The sequence below is a fragment of the Streptomyces sp. WAC03905 genome (genome assembly GCF_057371075.1).
Map to the genome: position 1 here is coordinate 6341283 of NZ_JBXYDZ010000003.1, position 19072 is coordinate 6360354.

At 71.5% G+C, this 19072-nt stretch carries 17 protein-coding genes; 16 read left to right on the forward strand and 1 reads right to left on the reverse strand.

The genetic code is table 11. From position 1 onward, the window contains the following. Window positions 1–58 precede the first annotated feature (58 nt). The 8 genes from AC2RP6_RS31190 to AC2RP6_RS31225 all read left to right on the forward strand — a co-directional run bounded on the left by AC2RP6_RS31190 (window position 59) and on the right by AC2RP6_RS31225 (window position 8550). Window positions 59–1168: a quinone-dependent dihydroorotate dehydrogenase gene (locus AC2RP6_RS31190; RefSeq protein WP_486449190.1), complete on the forward strand. Its 1110-nt coding sequence runs from the start codon at window positions 59–61 to the stop codon at window positions 1166–1168. Next, window positions 1165–2004 carry an orotidine-5'-phosphate decarboxylase gene (gene pyrF / locus AC2RP6_RS31195; protein WP_486449191.1) on the forward strand — a complete coding sequence of 280 codons (840 nt, stop codon included), beginning with the start codon at window positions 1165–1167 and terminating at the stop codon, window positions 2002–2004. Before AC2RP6_RS31190 ends, pyrF begins: the two co-directional genes overlap by 4 nt. A gap of 314 nt (window positions 2005–2318) precedes the next feature. Continuing rightward, window positions 2319–2642: an integration host factor gene (locus AC2RP6_RS31200; RefSeq protein ID WP_030008746.1), complete on the forward strand. Its 324-nt coding sequence runs from the start codon at window positions 2319–2321 to the stop codon at window positions 2640–2642. Between the two features lie 61 nt (window positions 2643–2703). Then, on the forward strand, window positions 2704–3267 hold the full coding sequence (gmk, locus tag AC2RP6_RS31205) for a guanylate kinase (protein ID WP_403965611.1): 564 nt from the start codon (window positions 2704–2706) through the stop codon (window positions 3265–3267). Between the two features lie 73 nt (window positions 3268–3340). Then, the gene (gene rpoZ, locus AC2RP6_RS31210; protein WP_004948662.1) at window positions 3341–3613 is read left to right on the forward strand and encodes a DNA-directed RNA polymerase subunit omega; all 273 of its coding nucleotides are present in this window, start codon (window positions 3341–3343) and stop codon (window positions 3611–3613) included. Between the two features lie 129 nt (window positions 3614–3742). After that, a complete protein-coding gene (gene coaBC / locus AC2RP6_RS31215) occupies window positions 3743–4957 on the forward strand; it encodes a bifunctional phosphopantothenoylcysteine decarboxylase/phosphopantothenate--cysteine ligase CoaBC (protein ID WP_486449192.1) in 1215 nt (404 codons plus the stop codon). A gap of 197 nt (window positions 4958–5154) precedes the next feature. Next, window positions 5155–6363 (forward strand): methionine adenosyltransferase, encoded by a 1209-nt coding sequence (metK, locus tag AC2RP6_RS31220; protein ID WP_350996735.1) that lies wholly within the window; start codon window positions 5155–5157, stop codon window positions 6361–6363. Window positions 6364–6420: 57 nt separating this feature from the next. Further along, window positions 6421–8550: a primosomal protein N' gene (locus tag AC2RP6_RS31225; protein ID WP_486449193.1), complete on the forward strand. Its 2130-nt coding sequence runs from the start codon at window positions 6421–6423 to the stop codon at window positions 8548–8550. A 160-nt stretch (window positions 8551–8710) separates the two neighbouring features. Here AC2RP6_RS31225 and AC2RP6_RS31230 read toward each other — a convergent pair whose 3' ends face one another. Then, window positions 8711–9262, reverse strand: a complete 552-nt coding sequence (locus AC2RP6_RS31230; RefSeq protein WP_486449194.1) for a hypothetical protein — start codon at window positions 9260–9262, stop codon at window positions 8711–8713. Between the two features lie 260 nt (window positions 9263–9522). Between AC2RP6_RS31230 and fmt the strand changes: the two genes are divergently transcribed. From fmt to AC2RP6_RS31270, 8 genes are all read left to right on the forward strand, one after another. After that, window positions 9523–10467, forward strand: a complete 945-nt coding sequence (gene fmt / locus AC2RP6_RS31235; RefSeq protein WP_486449195.1) for a methionyl-tRNA formyltransferase — start codon at window positions 9523–9525, stop codon at window positions 10465–10467. Between the two features lie 119 nt (window positions 10468–10586). Beyond that, window positions 10587–12062: an RsmB/NOP family class I SAM-dependent RNA methyltransferase gene (locus AC2RP6_RS31240; RefSeq protein WP_486449196.1), complete on the forward strand. Its 1476-nt coding sequence runs from the start codon at window positions 10587–10589 to the stop codon at window positions 12060–12062. Between the two features lie 209 nt (window positions 12063–12271). After that, window positions 12272–12736, forward strand: coding sequence for a hypothetical protein (locus AC2RP6_RS31245; protein WP_486449197.1), 465 nt, complete (start codon window positions 12272–12274; stop codon window positions 12734–12736). Between the two features lie 6 nt (window positions 12737–12742). Further along, window positions 12743–14572 (forward strand): alpha/beta hydrolase, encoded by a 1830-nt coding sequence (locus AC2RP6_RS31250; RefSeq protein ID WP_486449198.1) that lies wholly within the window; start codon window positions 12743–12745, stop codon window positions 14570–14572. Continuing rightward, window positions 14569–15525 (forward strand): hypothetical protein, encoded by a 957-nt coding sequence (locus tag AC2RP6_RS31255; RefSeq protein WP_486449199.1) that lies wholly within the window; start codon window positions 14569–14571, stop codon window positions 15523–15525. Before AC2RP6_RS31250 ends, AC2RP6_RS31255 begins: the two co-directional genes overlap by 4 nt. 219 nt (window positions 15526–15744) lie before the next feature. Then, window positions 15745–16128: a DUF6507 family protein gene (locus AC2RP6_RS31260; protein ID WP_486449200.1), complete on the forward strand. Its 384-nt coding sequence runs from the start codon at window positions 15745–15747 to the stop codon at window positions 16126–16128. After that, complete coding sequence (locus AC2RP6_RS31265; protein ID WP_486449201.1) at window positions 16125–18299, forward strand: proline-rich domain-containing protein; 2175 nt, start codon at window positions 16125–16127, stop codon at window positions 18297–18299. The genes AC2RP6_RS31260 and AC2RP6_RS31265 overlap by 4 nt, the downstream gene beginning before the upstream one ends. A gap of 56 nt (window positions 18300–18355) precedes the next feature. After that, entirely contained in the window at window positions 18356–18790 is a 435-nt protein-coding gene (locus AC2RP6_RS31270) for a hypothetical protein (RefSeq protein WP_486449202.1), read from the forward strand. Window positions 18791–19072 lie beyond the last annotated feature (282 nt).

The following is a 19072-nucleotide window of genomic DNA, read 5'->3' on the forward strand; positions in this document are numbered from 1 at the left end:
TCCCCCCTTTCATGAGGTCCTTCCGAGCGCACAAGGGATTCAAGGGAAAAATCGGACGATGTACAAGCTGTTCTTCAACCTGGTCTTCAAGCGGATGGACCCCGAGCGGGCCCACTACACGGCCTTCCGCTGGATCCGCCTGGCAGCCCGCACCCCCGTGCTGCGCACCTTCGTCGCCGCCTACCTCGCCCCCCGCCACCAGGAACTGCGCACCGAGGCCCTCGGCCTGCGCTTCCACGGCCCCTTCGGCCTGGCCGCCGGCTTCGACAAGAACGCCGTCGCCATCGACGGCATGTCGATGCTCGGCTTCGACCACGTCGAGATCGGCACGGTCACCGCCCAGCCCCAGCCCGGCAACCCGAAGAAGCGGCTCTTCCGGCTCGTGCCGGACCGCGCGCTGATCAACCGCATGGGCTTCAACAACGAGGGCTCCGAAGCCGTCGCGGCCCGCCTGGCCTCCCGCGAGGCGGTCTTCAGGACCGTCGTCGGCGTGAACATCGGCAAGACGAAGGTCGTCCCGGAGGAGGAGGCCGTGGGGGACTACGTCACCTCCACCGAGCGCCTCGCCCGCCACGCCGACTACCTCGTCGTCAACGTCTCCTCGCCCAACACCCCCGGGCTGCGCAACCTCCAGGCCACCGAGTCGCTGCGCCCCCTGCTGACCGCCGTGCGCGAGGCCGCGGACCGCACCGTGACCGGCCGCCGGGTCCCGCTCCTCGTCAAGATCGCTCCCGATCTCGCGGACGAGGACGTCGACGCCGTCGCCGACCTGGCCCTGGAACTCGGCCTCGACGGCATCATCGCCACCAACACCACCATCGCCCGCGAGGGCCTCGGCCTGAAGTCCTCCCCGTCCCTGGTCGGGGAGACCGGCGGACTCTCCGGCGCGCCCGTCAAGGACCGCTCCCTGGCGGTTCTGCGCCGCCTGTACGCCCGCGTGGGCGACCGCCTGGTCCTGATCGGCGTCGGCGGCATCGAGAACGCCGAGGACGCCTGGCAGCGCATCCTGGCCGGCGCCACGCTGATCCAGGGCTACAGCGCCTTCATCTACGAGGGCCCCTGCTACGCCCGCGCCATCCACAAGGGCCTGGCCGCGCGCCTGGCCGCCAGCCCGTACGCGACGCTCGCCGACGCGGTGGGCGCCGAGACCCGAAAGGCCGCCCAGTGACCCTGACCCCGTTCGGCGCCCGCCTGCGCGCCGCCATGGACTCCCGCGGCCCGCTGTGCGTGGGCATCGACCCGCACGCCGCCCTGCTGGAGCAGTGGGGCCTGCAGGACGACATCGCGGGCCTGGAGCGCTTCTCCCGCACGGTCGTCGAGGCGCTCGCGGAGTCGGTGGCGGTCTTCAAGCCGCAGGCCGCCTTCTTCGAGCGGTTCGGCTCCCGGGGCGTCGCCGTCCTGGAGCGGACCGTCGCGGACGCCCGGTCCGCCGGGACCCTGGTCGTCATGGACGCCAAGCGCGGCGACATCGGCTCGACCATGGCCGCGTACGCCTCGGCCTTCCTGGACCCGGCCTCGCCGCTGTTCTCCGACGCGCTGACGGTCTCCCCGTACCTCGGCTACGGCTCGCTCGCACCAGCGGTGGAGCTGGCGCGCGCTTCGGGCGCGGGCCTGTTCGTCCTGGCCCTCACCTCGAACCCGGAAGGGGCCGAGGTCCAGCGGGCCGTTCGCGAGGACGGCCGGACCATCGGGGCCACGATGCTGGCGCACCTGGCCGCCGAGAACGCCGGCGCCGCCCCGATGGGGTCCTTCGGCGCGGTGGTCGGCGCCACCCTGGGCGATCTGTCCTCCTTCGACCTGGACATCAACGGGCCGCTGCTGGCGCCGGGCATCGGCGCGCAGGGCGCGACCGCGGCGGACCTCCCGGCGGTCTTCGGCAAGGCCGTGCGCAACGTCGTCCCGAACGTCTCGCGCGGCGTCCTGCGCCACGGCCCGGACGTGACCGCCCTGCGCGACTCGGCGCGCCGCTTCGCCGACGAGATCCGCGAGGCCGTTTCCGCCTGACGGGCCCCGCCGGGACCTCCACGGGACCCCGCTCCGCACGCCCGCGGAGCGGGGTCTCGCACTTTCTGACGAAATTCGAACGCTCTTCACCGGACAAAACAGGGGTATTTTGTCCGTGATGTACGGTTCAGTGGAGGCTGACCAGGACTTTTCGTTCGTTCTCGCTGACTGGAGCGGTGTTCACCGCTAGTCTCCGAGCAGAGTGAACGCGCAGCGAACGAGTTCCATCGCTGTTCGGGAGCTCGCCTGGTGTGGTGCCCTTGGGTTCCCCACCGGTCCGTATCCGACAGTTCGACATCCGAGGTGACGTAGGCGTGGCTCTTCCGCCCCTTACCCCTGAACAGCGCGCAGCCGCGCTCGAAAAGGCCGCCGCGGCTCGCCGGGAGCGGGCCGAGGTGAAGAATCGACTCAAGCACTCCGGCGCCTCGCTCCAAGAGGTCATCAAGACGGGCCAGGAGAACGACGTCATCGGCAAGATGAAGGTCTCCGCCCTGCTGGAGTCCCTGCCTGGCGTGGGCAAGGTGCGCGCCAAGCAGATCATGGAGCGTCTCGGCATCTCCGAGTCCCGGCGTGTCCGAGGTCTCGGCTCCAACCAGATCGCCTCTCTGGAGCGTGAGTTCGGCAGCACCGGCGCCTGAGGCGTCGCCTGGCGTTCTCCCGGTGTTCTCAGGCAGTCCCGAGAACCTGGATAATCGCTCTATGGCAGCAGAGGTTCGTCCGCGGCTGACCGTGCTCTCCGGCCCTTCGGGGGTCGGCAAGAGCACGGTCGTCGCGCATATGCGCAAGGTTCACCCCGAGGTATGGCTCTCGGTGTCGGCCACCACCCGCAAGCCGCGGCCCGGTGAGCGACACGGAGTCCAGTACTTCTTCGTCAACGACGACGAGTTCGACAAGCTGATCGCCAACGGCGAGCTGCTGGAGTGGGCCGAGTTCGCGGGCAACCGCTACGGCACACCGCGCGGCGCGGTGCTGGAACGCCTGGAAAACGGCGAGCCCGTACTGCTGGAGATCGACCTCCAGGGCGCACGGCTCGTCCGCGAGTCCATGCCGGAGGCACAGCTGGTCTTCCTGGCCCCGCCGAGCTGGGAGGAGCTGGTCCGCCGGCTGACCGGCCGGGGCACCGAATCGGCCGAGGTGATCGAGCGCCGGCTCGCCGCTGCCAAGATCGAACTCGCTGCCGAGTCGGAGTTCGACGTCACCCTGGTCAACACCTCCGTCGAGGACGTAGCCCGTGAGCTGCTAGCCTTGATGGAAGTTGTCTGAATCGTCGATCGATCCTCACGGATCCGGCCGACCCAGACGGCCCAATCTTTCATCCATCTTCGGAAGGTAGAGCGTGTCCTCTTCCATCACTGCGCCCGAGGGCATCATCAACCCGCCGATCGACGAGCTGCTCGAGGCCACTGACTCGAAGTACAGCCTCGTGATCTACGCGGCCAAGCGCGCGCGTCAGATCAACGCGTACTACTCGCAGCTCGGTGAGGGCCTGCTCGAGTACGTCGGCCCGCTGGTGGACACCCACGTCCACGAGAAGCCGCTTTCGATCGCGCTGCGCGAGATCAACGCGGGTCTGCTGACCTCCGAGGCCATCGAGGCCCCGGCCCAGTAAGGCACCGAGAAATTCCTTCACCACAGGCCCGGCAGAACATCTGCCGGGCCTGTGGTGTGTCATGGGTGGGTACGACGGTCAGAGCCGAAGCGTCGGACGAGTCGAGAGTGTCAAAAGGGGTGTGCTCGGATGGGTAAGCCGAAGGTCGTGCTGGGCGTCAGCGGCGGGATCGCCGCCTACAAGGCCTGCGAACTGCTCCGCAGGCTGACCGAGTCCGGCCACGACGTACGGGTCGTGCCCACGGCCGCCTCCCTGAACTTCGTCGGCGAGGCCACCTGGGCCGCCCTCTCCGGGAACCCGGCCTCCACCGAGGTGTGGGAGACCGTCCACGAGGTCCCCCACGTACGCATCGGCCAGGGCGCCGACCTCGTCGTCGTCGCCCCGGCCACCGCCGACATGCTGGCCAAGGCCGCCCACGGGCTCGCCGACGACCTGCTCACCAACACCCTGCTCACCGCGCGCTGCCCGGTCGTCTTCGCCCCCGCCATGCACACCGAGATGTGGGAGCACCCCGCCACCCAGGAGAACGTGGCCACGCTGCGCCGCCGCGGCGCCGTCGTCATCGAGCCCGCCGTGGGCCGGCTCACCGGCAAGGACACCGGCAAGGGGCGGCTGCCCGACCCCGAGGAGATCTTCGAGGTCTGCCGGCAGGTCCTGCGCCGCGGCGTCGCCGAGCCGGACCTCGCCGGCCGCCACGTCGTGATCAGCGCGGGCGGCACCCGCGAACCGCTGGACCCGGTGCGCTTCCTCGGGAACCGCTCCTCGGGCAAGCAGGGCTACGCGCTCGCCCGTACGGCCGTCGCCCGCGGCGCGCGGGTCACCCTGGTGGCGGCCAACACCGCGCTCGCCGACCCCGCCGGGGCGGACGTCGTACGCGTGGGGACCGCCGTACAACTGCGCGAGGCCGTCCTCAAGGCGGCCGCCGACGCCGACGTCGTGGTCATGGCCGCGGCCGTGGCCGACTTCCGGCCCGCCGAGTACGCCGGCGGCAAGATCAAGAAGAAGGACGGGGAGGACCCCGCCCCGGTCGCGCTCGTGCGCAACCCCGACGTCCTCGCCGAGGTCTCCGCCGACCGGGCCCGCGAGGGCCAGGTGGTCGTGGGATTCGCCGCGGAGACCGACCACGTCCTCGACAACGGTCGCGCCAAGCTCCGCCGCAAGGGATGTGATCTTCTCGTCGTGAACGAGGTCGGCGAGAGCCGTACCTTCGGATCCGAGGAGAACGAGGCCGTCATCCTGTCCTCCGACGGCTCGGAAATCCCGGTGCCGTACGGTCCGAAGGAAGCCCTCGCCGAAGCGATCTGGGACCGGGTTACGCAGCGGTTCGCATCGCGACGCGCCTGAGCCGATTCCCTTTCACTCGGTCACCTCCGTAGGCAAGAATGGGAGTGCCGCAGGTCACACGGCTCCCAGAAGGCGAGACGGATGGTCCGGGCAACGGTGGCGACCGATAAACTGCACCCGGAACGTGATCGGGCGCAGCCCCCGATGTGGTTCCGCCAAATGATCAGCCAGCAGCCGCTGCAACCCCAGGGAGCGTTGTGTCCCGTCGTCTCTTCACCTCGGAGTCCGTCACCGAGGGCCACCCCGACAAGATCGCTGACCAGATCAGCGACACGATCCTCGACGCACTCCTCACCGAGGACCCCACCTCCCGCGTCGCCGTGGAGACCCTCATCACCACGGGTCTCGTGCACATCGCGGGTGAGGTGACGACGAAGGCCTACGCGCCGATCGCGCAGCTCGTCCGGGAAAAGATCCTCGAGATCGGCTACGACTCCTCGAAGAAGGGCTTCGACGGCGCCTCGTGCGGCGTGTCGGTGTCCATCGGCGCGCAGTCCCCGGACATCGCGCAGGGCGTCGACACCGCCTACGAGAAGCGCGTCGAGGGCGACGAGGACGAGCTCGACAAGCAGGGCGCCGGCGACCAGGGCCTGATGTTCGGCTACGCCTGCGACGAGACCCCCGAGCTCATGCCGCTGCCGATCCACATCGCGCACCGGCTCTCGCGCCGCCTCTCCGAGGTCCGCAAGAACGGGACCATCCCGTACCTGCGCCCCGACGGCAAGACCCAGGTCACCATCGAGTACGACGGCGACAAGGCCGTCCGCCTCGACACCGTCGTGGTCTCCTCGCAGCACGCCTCCGACATCGACCTCGACTCGCTGCTCGCGCCCGACATCCGCGAGTTCGTCGTCGAGCACGTCCTGGCCCAGCTCGTCGAGGACGGCATCAAGCTCGACACCGAGGGCTACCGGCTCCTCGTCAACCCCACCGGCCGCTTCGAGATCGGCGGCCCCATGGGCGACGCCGGCCTCACCGGCCGCAAGATCATCATCGACACCTACGGCGGCATGGCCCGCCACGGTGGCGGCGCCTTCTCCGGCAAGGACCCGTCCAAGGTCGACCGCTCCGCCGCCTACGCCATGCGCTGGGTCGCCAAGAACGTGGTCGCCGCCGGCCTCGCCTCGCGCTGCGAGGTCCAGGTCGCGTACGCCATCGGCAAGGCCGAGCCCGTCGGCCTCTTCGTCGAGACCTTCGGCACCGCCAAGGTCGAGACGCAGAAGATCGAGGACGCGATCGGCGAGGTCTTCGACCTGCGCCCGGCCGCGATCATCCGTGACCTCGACCTGCTGCGCCCGATCTACGCCCAGACCGCCGCCTACGGCCACTTCGGCCGCGAGCTGCCGGACTTCACCTGGGAGCGCACCGACCGCGTGGACGCCCTGCGCGCCGCCGCCGGCCTGTAGGACCACCCGCGACAAGGCCCCGGACCCCACGGTCCGGGGCCTTTCGCACGTCCCCGCATGTCAGAGCCGTTTGGTAAGAATGCTGATGTGAGCAGCGCGAACGATTCCCCGCCGGAGCAGCTCGCCCTGATCCGGGAGATGGTCGCCGAGGCCAAGGCCAAGGCGCCCAAGGCGAAGCCGCGTACCTGGCGGGGGGCCGCCCTGGCCCAGGAACTGCCCGTCGCCCGGGTTCTCGTGAACAAGGGCGTGCTCCACCTCGACCGGACCTTCGACTACGCCGTGCCCGCCGAGCTGTCCGAGGCCGCCCAGCCCGGTGTCCGCGTCCGCGTCCGCTTCGGCGCCGGTGCCCACCAGGTCCACGGCGGCCGCCGCGAGGGCGGAGGCCTCATCGACGGCTTCATCGTGGAGCGCCGCGCCGAGTCCGACTACAACGGAGCCCTCGCCGCCCTCGCCCAGGTGGTCTCGCCCGAGGTCGTGCTCAGCCCGCGCATGCTCGCGCTCGCCCGCGCCGTCGCCGACCGGTACGCAGGCAGCCTCGCCGACGTGCTCCAGCTGGCCCTGCCCCCGCGCAACGCCCGCGCCGAGGCCAAACCCTCACCGGAGCCGCTGCCCCCGCCCCCGGCCCCCGAACCCGGCGGCTGGGAGCGCTACGGCGCGGGCCCCGGCTTCCTGCGCGCCCTCGCCACCGGCGCCACCCCCCGCGCGGTGTGGACCGCCCTGCCCGGCCCCGGCTGGGCCGACGAACTCGCCCGGGCCATGGCCGCCACCCTGGCCTCCGGCCGCGGCGCCCTCGCCGTCCTCCCCGACGGCCGGACCGCCGCCCGGGTCGACGCCGCCCTGACCGCCCTCCTCGGCGACGGCCGGCACGCCCTGCTGACCGCCGAGTCCGGCCCCGAGAAGCGCTACCGCCAGTGGCTCGCCGTCCACCGCGGCTCCGTCCGCGCCGTCATCGGCACCCGGGCCGCCATGTTCGCCCCCGTCCGCGACCTCGGACTGGTCGCGATCTGGGACGACGGCGACTCCAGCCACAGCGAGGACCGCGCCCCCTTCCCGCACGTCCGCGAGGTGCTCGAACTGCGCGCCGTCAGCGACGGCTGCGCCTTCCTCGCCGGCGGCACCAGCTGCACCGTGGAGGCCGCCCAGCTCGTCGAGACCGGCTGGGCCCGCCCGCTGGTGGCGGCCCGCGAGACCGTACGGGCCCACGCCCCCCGGATCCGTACCGTCGGCGACGAACTGCTCGCCCGCGACGAGGCGGCCCGCGCCGCCCGACTGCCCAGCCTCGCCTGGGAGACCGTACGGGAGGGACTCCGGACCGGGCCCGTCCTCGTCCAGGTGCCCCGCCGCGGCTACGTACCCCGCCTGGCGTGCGAACGCTGCCGGACACCCGCCCGCTGCACCGTCTGCGCCGGACCCCTGGAAGCCCCCGACGAACGGGACCTCACCTGCGGCTGGTGCGGCCGCGGCGAGCCGTCCTGGCACTGCGAGGAATGCGGCTCCTTCCGGTTGCGCGCCCAGGTCGTAGGCGCCCGCCGCACCGCCGAGGAACTGGGGCGGGCCTTCCCGACCGTGCCCGTACGGACCTCCGGCCGCGACCACGTCCTGGACGAGGTCCCCGACCGGCCCGCCCTCGTCGTCAGCACCCCCGGCGCCGAGCCCGTGGCGACGGGCACCGGATACGCCGCCGCGCTGCTCCTCGACGGCTGGGCCATGCTGACCCGCCCCGACCTGCGCGCCGGCGAGGACGCCCTGCGCCGCTGGATCGCCGCCGCCTCCCTCGTACGGGCCGACGGCCAGGTCGTCGTGGTCGCCGAGCCGACGCTGCGCCCCGTCCAGGCCCTCGTCCGCTGGGACCCCGTGGGCCACGCCGTGCGCGAGCTGTCGGAGCGGGCCCAGCTCGGCTTCCCGCCCGTCTCCCGGATGGCCGCGGTCGCCGGTCGGGGCGAGGCGGTGGAGGCCTTCCTGGCCGGAGCCGGGCTGCCGCCCGACGCCGAGGTCCTGGGCCCGGTGCCGCTGCCCGGACGCCGGGGGGAACCGTCCCCCGGGGAACGGGCCCTCGTACGGGTCCCGCCCGGCAGCGGAGCCGCCCTGGCGGCCGCGCTGAAGTCCGCGCAGGCGGCGCGCCTGGCGCGCGGCGTACCGGCGGCCGAGGCGGTGCGGGTCCGCATCGACCCGTCGGACATCGGCTGACACCGCCGGCTCCGGTGCGCCGCCCCGCCGGGTGCCCGGCGGCGCGGCACGCCGAAGCCCCGACGGGGAAGCGTACGGTCCTGCCCGTCGGGGCTTCGGCGTCGTGCGGGGCGGCCCGGGGCCGGCCGTCGGGGGTCGGCGTCCCGGCGGCGGGACAGGATCAGCCGTTGCGCGGGCCGGGGAAGGCGGGGGAGCGCGGAGCCTCCCCGAGAGCACGCGCCGGGGCACCGCCCGCGGCGGCGGCCTGGGCCTCCTCGCGCACCGGCTGCGGCGGCACCGAACGGGCGGCCGGGACGGTCGGCAGAGGCCCCATGGTCCGCGTGGTGGTCCCCTCGGCCAGCGGCTCCGCGGCCTCCGCGGACTGTGCCCGCCGGGCACCGTAGCGGCGGTGCACCGCCTGCTTGGTGACACCGAGCGCCGAGCCGACCGCGTCCCACGAGAAGCCGAGCGAGCGGTCGAAGTCCACCGCGGCGGTGACCAGCGTCTCCACGCTGTCCCGCAGCTCCTGGGCGAGGCGGACGGTGGGCGCGGGCGCCCGGCCGTAGACGACGAAGCCAGTGGAGGGGCCCGAACGACGCGGGCGGTACACGTTGCCGAGCTGGGCCGTGAGCGTACGCAGGGCATCCACCTGCCGGCGAACCCGCTCGATGTCCCGTACCAGGAGGTGCAGGCTGGCCCGGGCTTGGGCGTCGTGGGTGGCGTGGTCGGCCATGAAGAAGCCTCTCGAACCGGTGCTGAAGGGCGGATCGGGCCGCAGACATCGTTCGCACGCGGCCCGTTTCGGTCAATCTCTCTTGACCAACGCGCCACCCGTCGCCCAGGTCACGCTATGGGGGCGTGTCGGCATATGCGAGTGGCGCGCGCGTGTGCGCACGCCCCCTCCCCACCTCGGGGCACCACAGGTGGGCCGCCCGGCCGACGCCCCATAGACTGGTGCGCTGCTGACAGCCGACATAGCGAGGTAGGACCCCAGTGAAGCTCGTCTTCGCAGGCACCCCCGAGGTCGCCGTACCCGCCCTGGACGCCCTGATCGCCTCCGGGCGGCACGAGGTCGCGGCCGTCGTCACCCGGCCCGACGCACCGGCCGGCCGCGGCCGGCGGCTCGTGGCCAGCCCGGTCGCCGAGCGCGCCGAAGAGGCGGGCATCGAGGTCCTCAAGCCGACCCGGCCGCGCGACCCCGACTTCCAGGCCCGGCTGCGCGAGATCGACCCGGACTGCTGCCCCGTCGTCGCCTACGGCGCCATCCTCCCCAAGAGCGCCCTCGACATCCCCCGCCACGGCTGGGTCAACCTGCACTTCTCGCTCCTGCCGTCCTGGCGCGGGGCGGCCCCCGTCCAGCACTCGATCATGGCGGGGGACCAGCTGACCGGCGCCTCCACCTTCCAGATCGAGGAAGGCCTGGACTCCGGCCCGGTCTACGGCGTCCTCACCGAGGAGATCCGGCCGACCGACAACAGCGGCGACCTGCTCACCCGCCTCGCCTTCGCCGGCGCCGGACTGCTCGCCGCCACCATGGACGGCATCGAGGACGGCACCCTACGCGCCGTCGCCCAGCCCCTCGACGGGATCTCCCTCGCCCCCAAGATCACCGTGGAGGACGCCCGGATCGACTGGACGGCTCCCGCGATGCGCGCCGACCGCGTCGTGCGCGGCTGCACGCCGGCGCCGGGCGCGTGGACCGTCTTCCGGGGCGAGCGGCTCAAGCTGATCCAGCTGGGCATGGTCGCCGACCGTACGGACCTGGCGCCGGGCGCGCTGTCCGCGGCCAAGAACAACGTCCACGTCGGCACCGGCTCGCACGCCGTGGAGCTGCTCTGGGTCCAGCCGCAGGGCAAGAAGCCGATGCGCGCCGCCGACTGGGCGCGCGGGGTGCGGATCGCCCCCGGCGAGCGGCTCGGCCGAGCCGACGTAGGCTGATCGGAGGGGCCCCGCGCCGTCCCGGCAGCGGCAGGACGACCGAGCCTCGGCCCGGCAGGCCGCTGCACCCGCAGGATTCGTAGCATTCGTGGCACTCGTACATCCGGAGCACCTTTCACGTGAGCGAACAGCCCCACCGGCCCCGTCGCAAGCCCGCCCCCGCGGGACCGGGCGGCAAGCAGGCCAAGCCGTACCGCCGGCCCCAGAAGGACCCCGTCCGGATGCTGGCCTTCGAGGTGCTGCGGGCGGTGGACGAACGCGACGCCTACGCCAACCTCGTCCTGCCGCCGCTGCTCAGGAAGGCCCGCCAGGACGAGAAGTTCGAGGCGCGCGACGCCGCGCTGGCCACCGAGCTGGTCTACGGAACGCTGCGCCGCCAGGGCACGTACGACGCGGTCATCAAGGCCTGCATCGACCGCCCGCTGCGCGAGGTCGACCCGCCCGTCCTGGACGTCCTCTCCCTCGGCGCGCACCAGCTGCTGGGCACCCGGATCCCCACCCATGCCGCCGTCTCGGCCAGCGTGGAACTGGCCCGGGTGGTGCTCGGCGACGGGCGCGCCAAGTTCGTCAACGCCGTGCTGCGCAAGATCGCCGCGCACGACCTGGACGGCTGGCTGGAGCGGGTCGCGCCGCCGTACGAGGACGATGCCGAGGAACACCTCGCCATCTACCACTCGCACCCACGGTGGGTCGTCAGCGCCCTGTGGGACGCGCTGGGCGGCGGGCGTGCCGGGATCGAGGACCTGCTGGAGGCCGACAACGAACGGCCCGAGGTGACCCTGGTCGCCCGGCCCGGCCGGTCCACGCCCCAGGAGCTGCTGGAGGCGGTCGGCGAGGAGTCCGCGCTGCCCGGGCGCTGGTCGCCGTACGCCGTCCGGATGGCCGAGGGCGGCGAGCCGGGCGCGCTGGAGGCCGTGCGGGAGGGCCGCGCCGGCGTGCAGGACGAGGGCAGCCAGTTGGTGGCGATGGCCCTGGCGGCCGCGCCGGTGGAGGGCCGCGACGAGCGCTGGCTCGACGGCTGTGCCGGCCCCGGCGGCAAGGCGGCGCTGCTGGCCGCGCTCGCGGCCGAGCGCGGGGCGTTCCTGCTGGCCTCGGAGAAGCAGCCGCACCGGGCCCGGCTGGTGGAGCGGGCCCTCTCGGGAAACCCGGGCCCGTACCAGGTCATCGCGGCGGACGGCACCCGACCGGCATGGCTGCCGGGCTCCTTCGACCGTGTCCTGATGGACGTGCCGTGCTCCGGCCTGGGCGCGCTGCGCCGCCGCCCGGAGGCCCGCTGGCGGCGCCGCCCGGAGGACCTCGAAGGCTTCGCGCCGCTGCAGCGCGGCCTGCTGCGGCAGGCGCTGTCGGCGGTGCGGGTCGGCGGCATCGTCGGCTACGCGACGTGCTCGCCGCACCTGGCGGAGACCCGGGTCGTGGTGGACGACGTCCTCAAGGGCCGCGGCGCGGGCGCCTCCCCGGTGTCCGCCGAACTCATCGACGCCAGGCCCTTCATGGAGGGCGTCCCGGCGCTGGGCGACGGCCCGGACGTCCAGCTCTGGCCCCACCTGCACGGCACGGACGCGATGTACCTGGCCCTGCTGCGCCGCACCGCGTAGCGCGGCCCCGCGGCACCGGCGGCCGCGGGCCGGTCCCCCTGGAACGACCGCGGGCACGGAGCCTTCCGTGCCCGCGGTGGTTTCCGCCGCCCGTTCGGGCCGGGTAGGAATCCCGCTCGTGTAGGTACGCGTACTCATGAGCCGCGCCGCACGACGAAGTAGCGTTCCTGCTCGGTGTGATCAACAGGAACGTTCGGGGGGCTGCTCGTATGGCGTGGGACGAATGGGAACAGATCAAGGCCGGTGCGGACGCGGGCGACGGCCGGCACGTTGCCATGAGGCTCAACCAGGTGCCCGCCGATCCCGGAACCGGCGCTCCCAGCGCCGTGACGGGCGGACTGCAGTCCAGCAAGAAGGCGTGGACCGCGGCCGGTGAGGGCGTGGGATCCCTGCGCCAGACGATCGGCACGGCGCTCAAGAAGCTCGAGGACGGGCAGACCGGAACGGGCCCGACCACCGGGTGCCTGAGCGCGGCGGCGCAGAAGGACGTCTACGACTCCTGGAAGAAGTACGCCGAGAGCGTCAGCGAACGGTGCGGTGCGCTCCAGGGGATCCTGAACCAGGTGGGCCGTGACCTGCTGACGACCGACGAGGGCGTCCAGGCGGAAATGAACAGGCTGGCCGCCGCGTACGCGGACACGGACGCCGTCGGCGGCCGGGCCGGGGGACGGTGACGCGCGATGGACTTCGCCACCCTCAAGGCCTTCAAACCCTCCGAGTTCGAGGACGCGGCCGACGGCTACCGCACCATGGGCAACTCCGCCCAGGCGGCCCGTGAGCACATCGAGAACACGATCGCCACGGGCATGCGCAAGTCGCTGAACGGCGAAGCGGCGGACGCCGCGCACAAGCAGCTGCAGGCCCTGGCGAAGAACTTCCACTACACGCAGACCGAATGCGGTGTGATCAGCACTGCGCTCAACGGGTTCGCGTACGACATGGCCGCTGCCAAGCGGAAGCTGGAGGCCGCGATCGCCGACGCGCAGGCGGACGGCTGCAGGGTGAACGACGACGGGTCGGTCGCGTTTCCCGCCGGACAGAAGCCGGGGGCCGAGAAATCCTCGGAAGGCGGCACGGTGACCGGCAGCGCGGGAGGGAACGAGACCTCCGACGCCCTGGAGCGCCAAGCGGCGAACATCCACCCGAACCCGAACTACGGCAAGGCGATGGGGTACGCGAACCGCGTCGCCGACGCGCTCAAGGAAGCCACGGACGCGGACACCAAGTGGGAGCCGAAGATACGGGCCCTCAAAGCCGATGACGACCTGACCGTGTCCGCCGGCGACTGGACCGACGCCACCGCCGACGCGGGAGGCGTGCGCGGGGCCGCCGACGCGTACCTCGGCACGATCAAGCCGCCGCCGGCCAACGACTGGCCCCAGGACAACGCCAACTGGTGGAACGGCCTCACGGAGGAACAGCGCGAGGCCTACGTCTCCATGCACCCCGCGAGCATCGGGGGCCTCGACGGCCTTCCCTCCGCCGTACGCGACGACGCGAACCGCCTCGTCCTCGCGGAACAGCGCGCCGCCAAGCAGGTGGAGTACGACGCCTGGCTCAAGAAGGAGCCCGAGCACTACCGGCCCTACATCAGCCCCATCACGGGCCGCGAGGTGAAGGGCGCGATGGTCCCGACGGAAGAGTGGAAGAAGTGGGACGAGAAGCGGAAGGAGATCGAGGGCGGCTACCAGGGCATGGACGCCATACAGAAACGATTCGACACCTATACGAGTGAGAGCAGCCGCCCCTACCTTCTCGGCTTCGACGGCAAGGACATGGGCCGCGCCGTCGTCGCGATCGGCAACCCGGACACCGCCGACAACGTGGTGACGTACGTGCCCGGGACGTTCGCCGAGCTGAAGTCCATCGACGGGGACATCGGCCGGGCCGAGCGCCTCCAGGCCCAGGCGGAAGCCACCGACCCCACGCAGTCGACGGCTTCGATCGTGTGGCTCGGTTACGACGCCCCGCAGGGCATCGCGACCGACGCGACGGAGACCAAGTGGGCGGACAACGCCCGCGAACCGCTCGGCAACTTCATCCAGGGGATCGAGGAGGCCAACCACCGGGAGGGCGGCGTGAACCAGACGCTCCTCGGACACAGCTACGGGTCCCTGGTGGTGGGAGAGACGATGAGCATGCACGTGGACCTGCCGGTCGACAGCGCGATCATGGTGGGCAGTCCGGGCGTGGGAGTGGACCACGCGAAGGACCTGAACATCCCACCGGACCGGGTCTTCGCGGCCACGGCCGACCACGACCTCATCAACCTGGCCCCGCCGGTCGCCCGGGACCCGCTCAGCCCGAAGGCGTGGTGGGATTCCTTCGACGACCACACGATCGTCCACGGGACCGACCCGACCTCGGACGACTTCGGGGGTCAGGTCTTCGAGGTCCCCGACGGGAAGTGGCCGGTGGAGGACTGGGAAATGATGCCCGCGCACTCCCAGTACTGGGACGACAAGCCGCTCAGGAGCCTGGCAGGGATCGTCACCGGAGGAAAGCCGTGAAACCACGGAAGGCACATTCGCTCGCCGCACTGCTCGCACTGACGGTCGTCGTGACCGGGTGCGGGGGGTCGGGCAACGCAGAGAAGGCGAAGCAGGTCACCATGAACGAGCAGCAGGCCGCCGACCGCGCGGAAGAGATCGTCCGGCAGGCGGTGGACACCATGTCGCCCCGACCGACGCTGGAGCGGTTCGGCCCCGCGACCATCGGCCCCTGCATCGCCAGGGACGACAGCCGCAGTGACGACCGGCTGCAGGCGACCCTCTTCTACAAGCTCACCGGGGTTCCCGGGACCGAGGCCAGGAATCTGGTGCTGCAGGCGCGGGACGCCTGGCTGAAGCAGGGCTACACGTACAACTCGTCGAACGAGCAGGACATGTCCGGGCCCTTCCCCTGGGTCAGCATGCGTACGGAGCCGGACGACTTCTGGATGGAAGCCATCACCGGGGTCCTGGACCGCGCCAAGGGCGAGGGCCTCGCCACCCTCAAGGTGGTGTCGCCGTGCTTCCTCCCGCCGGGCAGGAGCAAGGCCGCGGGAGCGGCCCCGGCCAGTCCCGCCGCCTTCGAGACCCCGTCGCCGGGTGATCCCGCCGCCCGCCGCGCCCTGGGCCACTCCAGCCGGATCTACGACGCGCTGCAGGTCGGCTCGGCGCCCACGCAGCCCGGAGAGGGCCTCAGCACGGTCCGGGACCATTCGGGTGCCTCGGTCCACCACGCCTGGTCCACCGTCCCGCTGCCGGAGGACGAGAGGGCCGCCGCCGTGGCGCGCGCGGAGGGGTACTTCCGGAGCGCGGGATGGCGCGTACGACCGTTGCCGACGCCTGCGGGCGCCCCGGCCTTCCTCGCGGGCCATCCCGAAGAGCGCACGGTCGCGCAGGTCGCCGTGTCGGCCACCGGTGCGGTACGCGTCGCGGTGACGGTGCCCGCCGCGGGTCCGGCGCCCGCGGAGGCATGACGCGGCCGGTCCGACGCGCCGGGGCGGACGACGGGCGAGCCCGGCCGCGCCCTGTCACAACTGCGTGACAGGGACCGGTCGCAGCCCGGAATGACAGTCATTCACTTTGCAGACAGCAACGACAGGTTGATAGAAATGGATCACCTGTGCGGGTGGGCGGCGCTGCTGCCGGCCGCTGTCGGGGCACGGGGGAAGCGTTGTGAGGAACGGGGGGACGACGTGTCCACGTGGGACATCAAGCCGGCCGGCGTCCAGGGCGTCCTGAGCAAGACCGCCGAGGCGGGAAGCAAGTTCGAGGAAGAGTTCACCTCGTACGGCGACGGTGTGGTCGGCGCCGCGGCGTCTGCGGGCACGATGGTGCTGGGCGGGACCGAACTGCCCAAGGAAGGCGCGTTCGGGCCTGTGGCTCAGGCGTTGCTGGAGTTTCAGCAGCGAACGGAAAGCGACCTGAAGTTCCTTCCTGTGCGGACGGGCAAGTCCATCACCGGGGCGCGCCTCGCCACGCAGGAGTACGTCAAGGGCGACCTCCAGATGGCGAAGAACAAGCAGGAGGAGTATGCGAAGGCTCCGACCGCGGAAGAGCTGAAGGGCCCCGGGAAGTGATCGACGTCGGGAAGATACCGACCTTCACAGGCAAGCTGGAGACCCTGGAGACGCACGCGGCCTCGCTGAAGACGACCGCCTCCGGCATCCGCGGCACCGGCAAGGACGTGCACAACGCCTTCCAGGCGCTGGACGCCGTCTACGACGCTCCCGAGCAGGAAGAACTGCTCGACTCGACCAAGCCGGTACGGGACGGGGCGGACGCCTTCGCCACGAAGCTGGAGTCCGTCAGTGGTGCGCTGACGGGTTTCGCGACGAGCGCCCGGCCGCTGGTCGACAGGATGAAGCAACTCCGTGCGGATGCCGAGAAGTTCGTCGCCGCCAACAAGGACGACGAGGACTGGCAGCAGGACCAGGGCAAGATCGACGAGAACGCCCGCCTGGTGCGCGAGGTCGGCGTGACGTGGGTGGCCTTCCAGGGCGTCGAACGCGATGCGGCCAACAAGATCACCGCTTTGGTGGGCGGTACGCACTTCGTCGTCGACGACGGCTCCCACGAGGCCGGCATGTACGGCTTCAAGGAGAGCGACGTCAAGGACGCCGCGGAAACGCCGTGGGGGACGGCCGACGAGCGCGAGTACACCGGTCTGCGGGCCGCGTGGGAGTGGACGAAAGACAAGGTCGGCAGTGGCCTCAAGGGCTTCTTCGTCGACGGCGTCTGGGGCACCCTCAAGGGCCTCGGCAGCATGGCCAACGTCTTCGACTGGGACAACTTCTCGAACACCTGGTCGGGTGTCGCCGATGTCTTCATCGGCATCAGCGGCTACCTCGTCACGCCCTACGACTGGGCGATGGACAAGATGCTCGGCCCCACCGACCACAGCGACTGGGACAAGGGCAAGGCCGCCCTGCGCAACTTCGGCAAATCGCTGGTCGCGTGGGACGAGTGGGGCAAGGACCCGGCGCGGGCCGGCGGGACGGTGCTGTTCAACGTCCTGACCATCGGCTCCGGCTCGCTGCTCAAGCTCGGCAGGGCCGGAAAGCTGGGCGTGGGCGCGGAGGTCGCGACCGCGATGGGCAGGGCGGGCGCGCTCGTCGACCCGATGAGCTACCTGGGCAGGGCGACCAACGTCACCAAGATCAAGGTCGGCGACCTCATGGAGGGCTTCAAAGCCAGCCGTGCGGGCGTCGACGACATGGCCCACCACATGCCCGGCGGGACCTCGCCGCACCCCGCGGAAGCGCCCCCGCCCCCGGCCGGCCACGAGTACACCGACGCGAACGGCAACAAGCGCGTCATCGGCCGCGACGGCACCATCCGCGACGAGCACGGCAACGTCGTCCCCGACACCGAGCCGGTCCGCGAGCCGCACAAGGACGATCTGCCCGGCACCCACGAGCCGGCGCCGGCCAGGGACCGCGTCCTCGAAGGCGCGGGCGGCCCCGGCCACGCAGAAAACTCAAGGCCCCACCTCACGGGCGGCGGTCAGCACCACGATGGCCGAGGGGTACCGCACGCCGGGCACGACCCGGCCGGTGGAGGCCCCCGTGGGACCGCCCCTGACAGCGGGCACGGTGGGGGTCCGCGCGGCAGCGCGACGGGCGGGTATCCCGAGACCCCGGGAACGGGCCACGGGCATGGTTCCGACGCACCCCGGACCCCCACCGGCCCGGGCCAGGATCCGACCTTCCACGATGGAGGAACGGGCGATACGCCTGGCCCCGGCGGCGATGAGGGCGCCGGAGGCGGTGGGGACGGAACTCCCGTCAACGAACATCCCTTGGGTACGCCGGAGAACCCCCACCCGGTGACCGAGGCGCAGCAAGCCGATTTCATGAAGAGCCAGAGTGAACTGGAGGGGCTCAGCAGGAAGAAGCAAATCGACGCGGTCGGCCGAGGGATTGAGGTGAACGGTCAGAAATACAAGCCGGAAGCGCCTCTGCTCAAGGGTGCAAAGCATGGAATCGACTGGACCGAAGGACCGGCTCGCGCGAGCAAGGAAGCCAAGCCGCAGGGGAAATTTGGGACGCCTGCGGACGTCCAGTATGCTACGGAACGCGCTGCTGATCTTGGGCCTGGAAAAACCGGATTCTTCAAGCTTCCGGAAGGCCATGGCTGCATCGAGTACATGCCCGACGGTACGACGCGTACGCCGAATTCCCTCTTCGTCAAGGTGTACCCCAATGGCAAGGTGCACGCTTACCCGACCACGAGACAGGAATCACGATGAATTTCTCGATTCAGGCAGGCTGCCCGGCCGTTCGAAAGTGTGAATCCGCTGCCGACATGGCTGACGCCGTCGGGGAGATGTACTCCTCCGATGTGGAGGACGCCATTCTCGTCTGGAATCTCGTGCCGGTCCGCTTGCCGTACGGCTATGACCTCGCGGCCCTTCTGGACGACTTGGTGCCCCTTCTTGAAGAAGTTCAGCGACCGGAATTCGTGGAGACCGATGTCTTCTGGGGTTCTGACACGTTCTCGGCAGAGTGGAAAATCGTCCGCGAGGGTGACTCGCTGAGGATCCGGGCGCGCTGGCACAGCACGCTCGGCAACTACGAGTCGCTGCTGGCCGAGCGGGGCGATGCTGTGGTCCGCGCGGACGTGTTCGTGACCGAGTGGGCCAAGGTCCTGCGGCGGATCGTGACCGACATCGATGCGGAGTCCGTCCAGTTGGAAGACGACGAGATCTTCCTCCGGGCCAAGTCTCTCATCAGGGCCTGAGGCGACGCCGCCGGCGCCTCGCGAGGCTGCCGGACCTCGTGATGCGCGCGTCGCATCACGCAGCGCTGTCCGTTCTGGAGTTCGCGCTCACGACCGGGGCGCGCATGAGCGCCGTAGCTCGCGCATGCGGTCGAAAGCGCGGATCGGCTCGTTCACCGTGCTGGGGACGGGCGCCTGGTTCGACGCGGACGGCGAACGGCACCGGGAGAACCGGTCGGCGGAACTCCTTCTGGCGCCTGATGAGACGGACGCCGCGCATCCACGCACACGACGCTCCCCGGC

Coding starts and splice junctions, on each gene's coding strand:
- AC2RP6_RS31190 (WP_486449190.1), top strand. CDS start 59: ATGTACAAGCTGTTCTTCAACCTGGTCTTCAAGCGGATGGACCCCGAG.
- AC2RP6_RS31270 (WP_486449202.1), top strand. CDS start 18,356: ATGGCTGACGCCGTCGGGGAGATGTACTCCTCCGATGTGGAGGACGCC.
- AC2RP6_RS31245 (WP_486449197.1), top strand. CDS start 12,272: ATGGCGTGGGACGAATGGGAACAGATCAAGGCCGGTGCGGACGCGGGC.
- AC2RP6_RS31250 (WP_486449198.1), top strand. CDS start 12,743: ATGGACTTCGCCACCCTCAAGGCCTTCAAACCCTCCGAGTTCGAGGAC.
- AC2RP6_RS31230 (WP_486449194.1), bottom strand. CDS start 9,262: ATGGCCGACCACGCCACCCACGACGCCCAAGCCCGGGCCAGCCTGCAC.
- gmk (WP_403965611.1), top strand. CDS start 2,704: ATGGCAGCAGAGGTTCGTCCGCGGCTGACCGTGCTCTCCGGCCCTTCG.
- coaBC (WP_486449192.1), top strand. CDS start 3,743: ATGGGTAAGCCGAAGGTCGTGCTGGGCGTCAGCGGCGGGATCGCCGCC.
- AC2RP6_RS31225 (WP_486449193.1), top strand. CDS start 6,421: ATGTCAGAGCCGTTTGGTAAGAATGCTGATGTGAGCAGCGCGAACGAT.